This window comes from Staphylococcus agnetis (genome assembly GCF_002901865.1).
Lineage (GTDB): Bacteria > Bacillota > Bacilli > Staphylococcales > Staphylococcaceae > Staphylococcus > Staphylococcus agnetis.
Genome location: NZ_PPQF01000041.1, coordinates 1 through 13,392 on the forward strand (window position 1 = coordinate 1; position 13,392 = coordinate 13,392).

General features: G+C 33.9%; 12 protein-coding genes and 1 rRNA gene. 3 read left to right on the forward strand and 10 right to left on the reverse strand.

Annotated elements, in window-relative coordinates:
• From CD172_RS06790 to bcp, 4 genes are all read right to left on the reverse strand, one after another.
• Positions 1-83: ribosomal RNA gene (locus CD172_RS06790) — 16S ribosomal RNA — on the reverse strand; the annotation flags it as partial.
• A 556-nt stretch (positions 84-639) separates the two neighbouring features.
• On the reverse strand, positions 640-1,101 hold the full coding sequence (gene perR / locus CD172_RS06795) for a peroxide-responsive transcriptional repressor PerR (protein WP_060551406.1): 462 nt from the start codon (positions 1,099-1,101) through the stop codon (positions 640-642).
• An 84-nt stretch (positions 1,102-1,185) separates the two neighbouring features.
• On the reverse strand, positions 1,186-2,136 hold the full coding sequence (locus tag CD172_RS06800) for a phosphoglycerate dehydrogenase (protein WP_103345880.1): 951 nt from the start codon (positions 2,134-2,136) through the stop codon (positions 1,186-1,188).
• A 5-nt stretch (positions 2,137-2,141) separates the two neighbouring features.
• Complete coding sequence (gene bcp, locus CD172_RS06805) at positions 2,142-2,600, reverse strand: thioredoxin-dependent thiol peroxidase (RefSeq protein WP_103345881.1); 459 nt, start codon at positions 2,598-2,600, stop codon at positions 2,142-2,144.
• An 80-nt stretch (positions 2,601-2,680) separates the two neighbouring features.
• Here bcp and CD172_RS06810 point away from each other — a divergent pair, with 80 nt between their 5' ends.
• Positions 2,681-3,982, forward strand: a complete 1,302-nt coding sequence (locus CD172_RS06810) for a glutamate-1-semialdehyde 2,1-aminomutase (RefSeq protein WP_103345882.1) — start codon at positions 2,681-2,683, stop codon at positions 3,980-3,982.
• Positions 3,983-4,316: 334 nt separating this feature from the next.
• A complete protein-coding gene (locus CD172_RS06815; RefSeq protein ID WP_103345883.1) occupies positions 4,317-5,414 on the forward strand; it encodes an FUSC family protein in 1,098 nt (365 codons plus the stop codon).
• Between the two features lie 104 nt (positions 5,415-5,518).
• Here the strand turns inward: CD172_RS06815 and CD172_RS06820 are convergent, their stop codons facing one another.
• The 4 genes from CD172_RS06820 to mutY all read right to left on the reverse strand — a co-directional run bounded on the left by CD172_RS06820 (position 5,519) and on the right by mutY (position 10,766).
• Entirely contained in the window at positions 5,519-7,099 is a 1,581-nt protein-coding gene (locus CD172_RS06820; protein ID WP_103345884.1) for an FMN-binding glutamate synthase family protein, read from the reverse strand.
• Between the two features lie 161 nt (positions 7,100-7,260).
• The gene (locus tag CD172_RS06825; protein ID WP_103345885.1) at positions 7,261-8,997 is read right to left on the reverse strand and encodes an ABC transporter ATP-binding protein; all 1,737 of its coding nucleotides are present in this window, start codon (positions 8,995-8,997) and stop codon (positions 7,261-7,263) included.
• A gap of 114 nt (positions 8,998-9,111) precedes the next feature.
• Positions 9,112-9,657 carry a nucleoside tri-diphosphate phosphatase gene (gene ntdP / locus CD172_RS06830; protein WP_037566893.1) on the reverse strand — a complete coding sequence of 182 codons (546 nt, stop codon included), beginning with the start codon at positions 9,655-9,657 and terminating at the stop codon, positions 9,112-9,114.
• 56 nt (positions 9,658-9,713) lie between these two features.
• Complete coding sequence (gene mutY / locus CD172_RS06835; RefSeq protein ID WP_103345886.1) at positions 9,714-10,766, reverse strand: A/G-specific adenine glycosylase; 1,053 nt, start codon at positions 10,764-10,766, stop codon at positions 9,714-9,716.
• Positions 10,767-10,854: 88 nt separating this feature from the next.
• Between mutY and CD172_RS06840 the strand changes: the two genes are divergently transcribed.
• The gene (locus CD172_RS06840) at positions 10,855-11,832 is read left to right on the forward strand and encodes a metal-dependent hydrolase (protein WP_103345887.1); all 978 of its coding nucleotides are present in this window, start codon (positions 10,855-10,857) and stop codon (positions 11,830-11,832) included.
• 400 nt (positions 11,833-12,232) lie between these two features.
• Here CD172_RS06840 and CD172_RS06845 read toward each other — a convergent pair whose 3' ends face one another.
• Positions 12,233-13,003 carry a teichoic acid translocation permease gene (locus CD172_RS06845; protein WP_103345888.1) on the reverse strand — a complete coding sequence of 257 codons (771 nt, stop codon included), beginning with the start codon at positions 13,001-13,003 and terminating at the stop codon, positions 12,233-12,235.
• 8 nt (positions 13,004-13,011) lie between these two features.
• Entirely contained in the window at positions 13,012-13,371 is a 360-nt protein-coding gene (locus CD172_RS06850) for a hypothetical protein (RefSeq protein ID WP_420915924.1), read from the reverse strand.
• Between the last annotated feature and the right edge of the window lie 21 nt (positions 13,372-13,392).

Consider the following 13,392-nt stretch of genomic DNA (forward strand, 5'->3'; position numbering starts at 1 on the left):
AGCTCCTCGTCAGTTCGCTCGACTTGCATGTATTAGGCACGCCGCCAGCGTTCATCCTGAGCCAGGATCAAACTCTCCATAAAAGAAGTAAGCTTGATGTAGCTCGTTGATTGGTTAAGCCAATCGCTCTTGAAAGTACATTACGTACTCAAAATTATCGGAATTAACGTTGACATATTGTCATTCAGTTTTCAATGTTCGTTAGTTGCTTTTTTAAACCGTTACAATAATCAATTATACTTCATTTGAATTTTCGTGTCAAGAAAAATTTTAAAAGTTTTTTAATTACTTTGTTTTCGGCTCGTTGTTTCAACATTATACATTTTATAATGTTCTCTTAAAACTTACAAGCGTTAATTTTACACTTTTAATGTTTTTTTCAAAAACTCAAAATGAGATTAACGTTGTTTGCTTGTCGTATCTTAGCGACTTTTATATCTTACCAACGGATACCTCTTCCGTCAACATAAAAAAGCAAGAAAATATGCTAAAAATCACTCTAGATTGGAAATGTAACACCAAAAGTGTGAATGATAGAACATTCTACGTAAAGATTAATTTACTAAACCTTAAAAATGCCAAAAAAATAGAACCTTAAACCTGTTAATGTTTAAGATTCTATCCGTTAGATACTATAATCTATGAATCATTATCTTGACTTTCTTTACATTCTTGACATATACCATATATTTCCATTCGATGGTGCGTAATATTAAAATCCGTGACATGTTGTGCTAACTTTTCGATCTCATGTAATGATGGATAATGGAAATCTACTATTTTACCGCAATTTTCACAAATCACATGATAATGATTTTGTGTATCAAAGTCAAAACGACTTGATGCATCCCCATAAGTTAATTCTTTAACAATTCCTGTTTTTTTAAAAACTTTAAGATTGTTATATATGGTTGCAACACTAATATTTGGAAAATCAGGTGATAATGATTGATAAATTTCATCAGCAGTTGGATGTGTTTTTGAATGAATCAGAAAATTAAGGATTGCCTGACGCTGTGGCGTAATACGCACTCCTGCTTCACGTAAAGTTGCAATAGATTCATTTAACTGATGTTCATAGGTTTCCATTTCTGCAGCCATTGTATTCACCCGTCTTTCTAGTTAAGAATTATTATTACTTAATATTAATATAATGGTTGCAATTTGCTCATGTCAATGATTTCGTTAATATCCTTTATTTAAATCTACGATATTCTCAATTAGAGTGCCCTTATTGAGAAAATGTTGTAAATTTTGAATAAAAATTTCAGTTGCTTGTGTTTTATTATGATTTCCATTTCCAGATATATGACTTGTCAGCACGACATTTTCTAAATGATACAATTCTGAATGAGGTGATAATGGCTCTGTTTCAAATACGTCTAAATACGCTTTACGTATTTCAGAATTTTTCAAAGCATCTACTAAGACTTTTTCTCGAACAATTGTGCCTCGACCTAAATTTATAAATAACGTATGTGGTTGCATTTGTTTAAAGTCTTCAGATGTAAGTAAATACTTCGTTTTCTCTGTTTCGGGTAACACATTAACAATGATATCCGCTTGATGATAATATTTAAATTTATCCTTTAATGGATATGTTTCGTGGAATCCATCTGCTTTATGCCCTGTTGTATTTAAACCGATTGTTGTCATACCAAATTGTTGAGCAATGCGCGCAGCTGATTGCGGAATTTTCCCTGTACCTAGGAACATGATTGTTTGATCAGCAATTGTAGGTGTTGTTCTTTTATGATTATAAATTTTATTTAATTGTTCCGCATACGTTTCTTTTAACGCTTTATAATCATCAAGTAAATAAGCAAACAAAAATTCTGTTAATTGTTGGGCGTGTACACCTTTAGCATTCGTTAAAGCAATATGATTTTCTTTTAGGCATTCTAGTGGTAATGCATTCACACCTGTCGCATACCACATAATCCATTTTAGATTTCGAGCCTCTTTTATAAAGGCCCTATCGATATCTGCATGGTAACTTAATAATACATCCATTTTTGCTTTTGATGTATCAGGTAAATAGGATGGATGCTTATAAAATTCAAACTCTACTTCTGGAAAAAGTGCTTTTAACCTTTCCTCTTCTTCTCCTAAGCGCATCAAACTAACGACAAGCATCACTATCACCCCTCAAGTATAGCTTTTAATGTGTCCATTTGTTCTTTCACTTTTACCTTCTCAATTACATCGATGACATTACCTTCCTCATCAACTACAAAAGTTGTACGAACGATCCCCATTGTTTCTTTACCAAATGTTTTCTTCAATTGATATACACCTGTAGCTTCGGATAATTTAAAATCTTCGTCTACTAATAAATCGAAATTCAATTGGTGTTTTTCAATAAAGTTTTGATGTTTGCGTTTAGAATCACCACTTATACCATAAACTTGAACATTTAAGTCATTAAAATATGTTAAATTGTCTCTAAAATCACATGCTTCTGTCGTACATGTCGGTGTATTGTCACGTGGGTAAAAATACAGTATTGCTTTTTTACCTTTTAATGAAGCTTTTGAAATTATTTCGCCTTTTTGATTTTCAAGTTCAAACTCAGGAAATTGTTCACCTTTTTTTATCATGATACTCCCTCTTTCTTCATTTGTTTTATTTTATGATACGATATGAAATGAAAATATAAAACAAAAGAGGCTGATAAATCATGAAGTTTACGAATAGTGAAGCTTTACAACATGAATCAAATGAATATATTCTTGGCGGTGTGAATTCTCCTTCTCGCTCATATAAAGCTGTAGGTGGTGGTGCTCCTGTGGTGATGAAAAAAGGTGAAGGCGCATACTTATATGATGTAGATGGCAATAAATATATTGATTATCTGCAAGCTTATGGCCCTATCATTACAGGTCATGCACATCCTCATATTACTAAAGCGATTCAAGATCAGGCAGCACTCGGTGTACTTTATGGCACACCTACAGAGTTAGAAATTGATTTTGCCCTTAAATTGCGTCGTGCGATGCCTTCACTCGAAAAAATTCGTTTTGTTAATTCTGGAACTGAAGCTGTTATGACCACTATACGTGTTGCACGCGCCTATACAAAACGTAATAAAATCATAAAATTTGCAGGATGTTATCATGGGCATTCTGACCTAGTATTAGTGGCTGCCGGAAGTGGTCCTTCTCAACTGGGCTCACCTGATTCTGCCGGTGTGCCAAAAAGTGTTGCTCAAGAAGTGATAACTGTTCCTTTCAACAATATTGAAGCCTTCAAGGAAGCAATGGCACATTGGGGTGATCAAGTCGCAGCTGTTCTCGTAGAACCAATTGTGGGTAATTTTGGTATGGTGGCACCTCAACCAGGCTTTCTAGAACAAGTAAATGATATTACTCATGAGCATGGCGGTTTGGTAATTTATGATGAAGTCATCACAGCATTTCGATTTCATTATGGAGGCGCACAAGATTTGTTAGGTGTTTATCCTGACCTCACTGCATTTGGCAAAATTATCGGTGGGGGTTTACCTATCGGTGGCTATGGCGGAAGACAAGATATTATGGAACAAGTAGCGCCCTTAGGTCCAGCATATCAAGCAGGTACAATGGCTGGTAATCCTTTATCAATGCGTGCTGGTATCGCATTATTAGAAGTTTTAGAACAAGATGGGGTTTACGAAAAGTTAGACCGACTTGGTCAACGATTAGAAAAAGGTTTACAAGATGCAATCGATCAATATGATATCAAAGCTACCATTAATCGTATTCGTGGTGCATTAACGGTATACTTCATAGATGAAAAAGTTACGCATTACGACCAAGCTGATCAATCAGATGGCGAACAGTTTGCAACATTCTTTAAAGCGATGTTATATCAAGGTATTAATCTAGCACCTTCTAAATATGAAGCTTGGTTCTTAACGACTGAACATACAGAAGCCGACATTGATCAAACGATTGAAGCTGCGCATAAAGCATTTCAGCAATTATCTCGCAAATCACACTAAATTGTAATATGATTTGAATAAGAAAAAGATTGGCATAGACCGCTTTAAAAATAAATTACCCAACACGTTATTTAACTTTTAAGATGGTGTAATTCTTCATCAGCGTATGTGTCAATATATCATTCTATAGTCATAGTATAAGTATTTGTAGAATTGTAGATATGGACATGTTAGTCTACTACCCACATCTATTTAGTACGATATCATAAAAATGTATCAATGAATAAAAGTAAGCATATACATTATGGATACCCTAAATAGATGCCGGTTATTTCAATTGAACACAATGACTTTATTATGCTCACTATTTCGCCTAAATAAAGGAGTGCATAAATTGAAATTAGGTGCAAGAATATTAAAAACAGGAATAGCCATCATACTTGCCGTATCGGTGGCATCATTACTCCCTACCTCAGCAGGAATGATAACTGTTGCTGGGATTGCTGCAGTTGTCGCTATGCAACCAAGCGTATATCGAACATTCAAAACAATCGTTGATCAATTTCAAGGGAATATTATTGGTGCGCTGTTAGCTGTTACGATGGTCTCCATTTTCGGGAATAACATCCTGATTATGGGCGCGACAGTGATTTTACTCATAGCTATTTTATTTAAATTAAACATTGCCCATGTAGCAACGTTAGCAACTGTTACTGCTTTAATTATTATGGGACAACATGATGGCTCATTTTATATGTCAGCGTTTTATAGATTTGTTCTAGTCATGATTGGTGTATTGAGCTCATTTATAGTAAATCTAACGTTTTCACCTCCTAAATTTGAAACTAAAATTTATTACAATTCCCTCAATATCACCACCGATATTTTTAAATGGTTTAACTTAGTTTTAAATGACGCAACAGAATTCAACTATGTAAAACAAGATTTAGAACAACTGCGTCAACGCGTTGTGAAATTAGAACAACTATTTGAATTTTATAAAGAGGAACGTTCTTTAACTAAGAAACATGCTCGTGCACAAACACGAAAGAAAATTCTTTTCAAAGAGTTAGTATTATCAACACGCGATGCGTATGACGTACTCCGCCGAATGAATCGATATCAAAATGATTTATTGAATTTAAGTGAGTCTTTGTTTTTACAAATTAAATTAGAAGTTGACGAATTAAGTCAATTTCATGAGCAAATTTTAATTAGTATTACGAAAAAAGCGAAATTCGAAAATCCTGAATTTCAAAGTCATGTAACAAATCCATTGAAAAAAGATTTACTCACAGCATATCAGGAAGCGTTTAACACCAACACTTCTTCAGAACAGCAAGAATTTAATACAAATGTCATTCATGTGATTGCTGCTTTAGAGGAATATCGCTATAACCTTGAACATTTAAATCGTTTAAGAAGTAGTTACTTCAAATATCATAGTAATGATCCTGACATTGATATCATCAAAGAAGATTTTGATTTATAAAATACTCAGATCATAAGCATACAATAGCCTTAAAAATTCAAGATATAATGAATTTTGAAGGCTATTTCAATATCTTTATTTGAATCGAAAACTTTAAAAAGCTTTTATGACTTAATTAGCTTTAACTGGTAGTCATGAATAGATTGAATGGTCCCATTGTTATTTTTTACCGTAACATGCTCTGGTCCGATTTCAGTAGGGCTTGCAACCCCAACTGCTGCTGCAATATTAAACAATCCTTCATGTAGCGACGTAATATAATTCGTTACTCGATATTCTTTTTCTTCAATGACAAGTGCACGTTCTTTTTTAGGATCTGTTGTCGCAACACCAACTGGGCATGTGTTTTTATGACACTGTCTACTCATAATACACCCGACGCTAATCATCATGCCGCGCGCGATATTAACTAAATCCGCACCTAAAGCAAGTGCAATTGCAATTTTATCAGGCGTCACTAGTTTACCAGAAGCAAAAATTTTCACTTTTTCTCGTACACCGTTAGCTTTTAAAATGCCATCTACAATTGGTAAAGCTGTAAATAGCGGGAGTCCTACGCCATCTTGCAATTCTTGAAATGTAGAACCTGTGCCACCCTCTCCGCCATCTACTGTAATAAAATCTGGAAAAATATTTAATTCAACCATCGCTGTAACTAGTTTTTTTACATCATTTGGATTCCCTACAACAATTTTAAACCCCACCGGCTTTTGACTTAACTCACGTAATGTTGCCACCCATTTAAGTAACGCATGGGGGCTATCTATAAAATCAAAACGGTTCGGTGAATTAATCGTTTCATACGATGGCACATTTCGTATTTCTGCAACTTCTTCAGTCACTTTTTGTCCATCTATGTGACCACCTCTTGTTTTAGCACCTTGTGCGAGTTTGATTTCAAACATTTTGATGCGTGGATGATGTGCTTTTTTTAAAAACTCATCTTTACTAAATGAACCATCTTGATGTCTTACTCCGAAAAGCCCAGGACCTATTTGAAAAATAATATCCGCTTCACCAGCTAAATGATATGATGAAAGACCGCCCTCGCCAGTATTCATCCATGTTCCAGCATGGCCTAATCCTTTTGAGAGTGCGGTAATGGCTTTACTCCCTAAAGCGCCGAAACTCATACCCGATTGGCCTACGAGGCGTTTGGCATAATAAGGAAATCTAATATTTTCACCAATTTTAATATAATGTGCCTTATCTAAGTAATAAGGTGAGATGTCGGTAGATTTGAGTGTTTCTTTTCGACTAAAAAGTGACTCTCTATGAATTTGATATACAAATGTTGAGATTAAAGTTTGATTATCTATAGATAATTCTGTTCGTTGTTTTGGAAACATTGCATTATTTAAATAGAAACCGTCATCATAATCCAATTCAGAACCAAAACTTGTTGCACGTTCGTTGTATTTACCTGCTAAGACAATATGTTGATATTGATCTCGTGAAAAGGGTTTATCTTCATTATCATTTAAAAATAAATATTGTCGTAGTTCAGGCCCAATACTTTCTAAAAAATACCTTACACGTGCTAACACTGGATAATTTCGTAATACACTATGCTGTTTTTGTTTTCGATCAAAAATTAAAAATGCGACACAGGCTATACCTATCCCTAATAATATTGTGACAATAAGGATATTAACAATCAGTTGTAGTATGGATAAAAAAGTCATAGCTTCCTCCCCCTTTAATACCACTATACGCTTACAACGATCATTTTATAAGCAATTTTACTCCATTTAAATCATTTTTAATCTTTTGACTACAAAAAAACACGTGTTTAGCATATGAACTCATTTTGAATTCATACATTTGCACGTGTTAAATACCATATTTATAAATTTTGAATATTGTAAAGACGTTGATAAGCCCCTTGATGTGTCATTAATTCTTGATGTGTGCCCATTTCTACAATTTGACCATTTTCGATGACAACAATTTTATCTGCATGCGTAATTGTTGAAAGCCTGTGTGCGACAATTAAAGTTGTGCGATCTTTACTTAATATATTTAATGCTTCTTGTATAATGGCCTCGCTCTCTAAATCAAGTGCACTTGTCGCTTCATCTAATATTAAAATAGGTGGATCGTTTAAAAAGATACGTGCGATTGATAACCGTTGTTTTTGTCCACCAGATAATTTAACCCCTCTTTCACCAACTTCGGTATTATAACCGTTAGGTAGCGCCATTATAAATTCATGTGCGTTTGCTTTTTTCGCAGCTGCAACAACTTCTTCATCAGTTGCATCAGGACGACCTAACAATATATTTTCTTTCACTGTATCAGAAAATAAAATATTGTCTTGTTGTACCATACCAATTTGTCTTCTTAAACTCCCTGTTTCAAATGATTTAATATTATGTTTGTCAATTAAAATTTCACCTTCTGTGACGTCATAAAATCTAGGGATTAAACTGATTAAAGTAGATTTTCCGCCTCCACTCATGCCAACAAATGCTACGGTTTCACCATGATGTATATTTAAGTTAATATGCTTTAACACATCGCGTTCATCAACGTTATATTTAAAAGAAACATTGCGTATTTCAATATTCCCTTGTGTTATTGGAATGGCTCTGGCGTCATCTGCATTTTTAATATCATATGGTTCATCAAATAATTGAAAGACACGGTCCATTGAAGCAAAACTTTGCGTCAATGTTGTAAAAGATGAAACTAAACGACGTAATGGCCCATAAAGTTGTTCTAAATAACTAACAAATGCAGCTAATGTTCCCACAGTAACAGACCCTGAAATAGCTAAATAAGCACCGAATCCAATTACAATCAGCGGACCAATATCTGTCACAGTATTAATGGCGGAAAAAGAATATGCATTCCATCGCGTATGTTTAAATGCCTTTTGGAGAAATCCTGTATTACGTTTATCAAAGTTTTTTGCTTCATTGTCTTCAATCGCAAAACTTTTAATAACAGCCATGCCATTGACACGTTCATGCAAGAAACCTTGTGTTTCAGCTAATTTTTGAGATCGTTGACGGGTTAAAGCACGTAAACGCCCAAAAAAGAAATATACTGTTAAAATGTAAAACGGTAAGATGACAATAGCGGCTAATGTAAGTTTTACATCTAAAAAGAACATGACAGATAATGCAATAATGATAGTGATACAATCAAGCCAAATATTCATTAATCCCGTCATGATAAAGTCTTTGGTTTGTTCAACATCGTTAATGACACGAGAGATGACTTCACCCGCTTTATTGTTTGCATAAAAACGAGCGCTCAACGCTTGTAAATGACTATATAATTTTTTACGAATGTCATATAAAATTTTATTACTTGTCCATTGCGCCATATATTGTCTTAAAAATTCGATAGGTGGTCGTACAATGACAAATATAAATGCTGCAATCAACATTGCATATAATAAATGTGTATATTTATCCGACAAACTTAATGCGTCATTATTAATAACATCATCAATCACAAATTTAATCAATAAAGGAATTAATAAAGGAATACCAAATTTTAAAATCCCAACAAAAATAGTCCCAACAATTAACCATTTATAGGGTTTAACAAATTTCAAATAGCGTCTGATCATCTACATCTCCCCCTCTCAACACACAAGAAGAGTGAAATAGAAATGGGTATCACCTTCTCTATTTCACTCACGCTTATTAATTTATTCATATGTTGTATTCTAAGCTGCTTCTACTTAAGTTCTATTTCTTAGCTTTTGAAAACGATTACGCCATACTTTTATAAAATCAGGTGCAAATGGCCCTTTTTTATGTTCAATCCATTGTTGTAGTATATCAACATTGCGTCTTAAAATCACATCAATATCTTTTGGATAGTTCATTTGATTCATATGTTGTTCATATTCGTCTTCATCTAGTAAATGATATTTCCCATTTGGATACACTTTAATATCTAAATCATAGTCAATATATTTTAGTGCTTCTTCATCACATGCAAACGGTGATGACAAGTTACAATAGTAATAAACCCCATCTTCTCTGAACATACATATGACGTTGAACCAATATTCCGAATGAAAATATACGATTGCTGGCTCGCGTGTAACCCAAGTACGTCCATCGCTTTCAGTAACAAGTGTATGGTCATTACCGCCAATAATGACATGATCGGTTCCTTTTAATATCGTTGTTTCAGACCAAACGCGATGTATGTTGCCATCATGTTTATAGGACTGTATTTTTATTGTGTCGCCTTCTTTAGGAATACATGATTTTACCACTTGTCTCACCCCACTTCAAAAATCTCACTTTGTCATTATATCACACTCAATACCCTCTATTGAGCATTTCGCTTACAAAAGGTCTCATAAATTTTAGACATGGATACAGGAAATGTATAATGATGTCGCTCATTAGGACCTAACCATTGCGTTGGGGTATCTTGGATATTAACATCGTGTGAGGCTATGCTTGCTTTATATACATTTAAAACCCACGTCATATGTGTAAATTGATGTTTAATCACGCCACTTTTAGTTTCACTAATTTTAAGTGAAGGACCAAATTTCGACTTGAGACTTGTAGTATTTTCATCTTCAAGCACCATTGGAAATTGCCACATATTATTCAACAGTTTTTCATTTCTTTGTTCAATAAGATACGCTCCATTTTCATTTTCAATAAGATATACATTGTAATGTAGTACTTTTTTCTTTATTTTTTTCTTTTTTACTGGTAACTCTAAAACTGTACCTAATTCATAGCTTTCACAATGTGTTTGGACAGGACAAAAAATGCAAAGTGGTGATTTTGGAGTACAAATAAGTGCACCGAGTTCCATCATCGCCTGATTAAATGTTCCGGATTCTGTTTCCACATAAGGTAACAACTCTTGTTCATAACGTTTACGTGTAGATTGCAACGCGATGTCCGTATCATCATTATTCAACCTCGACCAAACGCGAAAGACATTACCATCGACAGTAGGTAATGGGTGATTAAATGCGATACTCATCACAGCGGCCTGAGTGTATGGCCCTACCCCTTTTAAAGTTTTAAAAATAATTGGGTCGATTGGCACGGTACCTTTATAATTTGAAACAACTTCCTTTGCAGCGGTATGGAAATTACGCGCGCGACTATAATACCCTAAGCCTTCCCAGTATTTTAAAACCTCATTTTCAGGTGCCTCTGCTAAAGCTTTGACAGTTGGAAATCGTTCAATAAATCTCATATAATAATCGCGCACTGTATCAACTTGTGTTTGTTGAAGCATCACTTCACTCACCCAAATTTTATAGGGGTCGGTTGTTTCACGCCAAGGCATTTGCCTTTGATTCTCTTTAAACCAGTCAATAAGGTCTGTTTTAAAAGTGGCTGGATAATGCATAAATTTCTCCTTCAAATTGTTGATTGTTTTAGTTCAATTCAATTATAGATTATACTAGATTTAACTAAGTTAGAAATGAGTGACGCTTATGGATACTGCTACACACATCGCTATAGGTGTCGGATTAACTGCATTAGCTACAACTGATCCTGCTTTAGGACAAAATATAGGTGCGACAGCAACGATTCTAATAGCTGGCTCGTTAATTCCAGACATCGATACGGTACTTAAATTAAAAGATAATGCAACTTATATATCAAATCATAGAGGTATCACGCATTCTATTCCATTTACATTGTTTTGGCCTCTCCTATTAACTTTACTTGTTTACAGTTTATTTAATCATTTAGATCCATTACATGTGTGGTTGTGGGCACAGTTAGCCGTTTTTTTACATGTTTTTGTCGATATTTTTAACTCATACGGTACACAAGCATTACGGCCCATTTCAAACAAATGGATTCAGTTAAGTGTAATTAACACTTTTGATCCTATTATATTTTTTATACTCATGGTGGGTATTGTCATATGGACAATGGGCGTACATCCTTATATCGTTTTTGGACCTTTACTTTTAGTCTTAATCGGATATTATATTTTAAGATTTGTGATGCAAGGATGGCTTAAAAAACAAGCTTTAAATCAAGTTGAGCATTTAGGCACACCAATCAAAGTTTTTGTGGCGCCTACGATTCGCTTTTTCCAATGGCGTGTAGCGATACAAACTGAGAAACATGATTATGTTGGTCGTAGTTACGGACGTAACATTGTCTTCAGTGATAAAGTAGAACGCCAACCTTACCCAGATGACTATATTATGCAACACGCACAATATGATCCTAACATACGTGCGTTTTTAGGATTTTCTTCCATATATCGTTGGCACATCAAACATATTGATAATGAAACGACAGAATTACGCTTTATTGATTTACGTTATCTTAAAAACGACCATTATCAATTTGTGGCAATCGTTCATTTAAACCAACAAATGGAAGTTAAACATTCTTATACGGGATGGGTGTTTACTGAAGATAAATTGATGAAAAAGTTATATGCCAGCTAGAAGTCTGTTAATATATTCACCAAAGATTTTGAAATAATTACTAGGCTATGTATCATATCATTTTATGTTTTCGCCCTATTATAAGTGAAAGCGGTATAGTAATCTTAACGATTGCTATCCGCTCTTTGAATGCTTTAAAAGCCTTCACTAAGGAATCTATCGATACTTATTAGAAGGACATTCTATTTTGATCCATTAAGGACTAAAAGGACATAGATTAATATTAGATGCCAATAAAGTTCATTAACTAATGAATTTTGTTGGCTTTTTAATTATTAAAGTAGTGAAATCTCATACTCACCTTATGAAGTAATCACCGTCAATAGTTCTTTCTTAATGCAATGGACGGCACAGAATTTCGTATTAAAAGTAAAGTTCTATCTTTAAAGCTACTTTAACATTATTGAATATGTTCATTTGGGCGTAATTGTGACACGTAATCATTTAATGCGAATGCCAATACTATTATTAACCCAATCCAACACGCAAAATAAAAGTGATAACCTAAATGATTTAACGCATCAGAACCTACAATAACTGATTGCTGGAAGCCATTAACTAAGTAATATACAGGATTTAACATCAATATGTGAACCAAACTTCCATGGAGTGTTGCTCGTATCAATATAATCGGTAATAACACAAACAAAAGTCCTGAGATGCCAAAATAAATTGGATCTAATTTAGCATAAATAACCCGTATTAAACCTAGTAAATACGACAGCAATATTATAAAAATATAGGTTGTCACTGAATAAAAGATTACACCTGAAATTAAAGTGTCTGCATTCACAGGCTTTACAAATCCAATCACTGTTAGTAATACACTTAAAATCAAACTATATACCGCACTTGATATGAGGATATGTAACATAGGATTGCTATTAAAATGACGCGTGACATAGTAATCCCGTGGAAAATTTTTGTAATTCATCCAAATGGCAATTACCATGACGCCAAAAGCAATCAATCCGACAAGACGATACATCATTGTAGCTTGAATGATTTCAGCTACAGATAAAACATGAAATGCAACTTTTAATGATATAATCATCAGCAAACCACTCAGTAACGTTAAAAATAAAACACGTCGTTGTTGAAAAATCCGATAGCGACTATGTCTAATATGTCTGGGTATATTTTTAAAAAAAATAATGCATTGTTCTAACATGTTTTCACCTACAGTTTAATATAAATCCATTGGTCATTTTGTACATCTGCTATGAAATAACCTTCTTCAGATTTCACGATCCAATATTTTTCATTAGGTTTGAATTTTTTCTTAAAAGCATGAGTATCAACCATCGGAAAAGTATACCCGATTAATTTATTACGATCATCAAACAACATGGAAATGGGTTGTTGCGTAATGGATTCAACATAGCGGTTTTTAGAATCTGGAACTAATGTATTATTAACAGTTTTATGAGATTTATGTAATTCTCCATTAAAATAATCGACATAGTTAATATAATTAGATTTCATATACGGTGCAATGTCATCACGCTCTACATGCCGATAAAGTGCAGCCGGGTTAATATCTGTCTCTTATACACATCT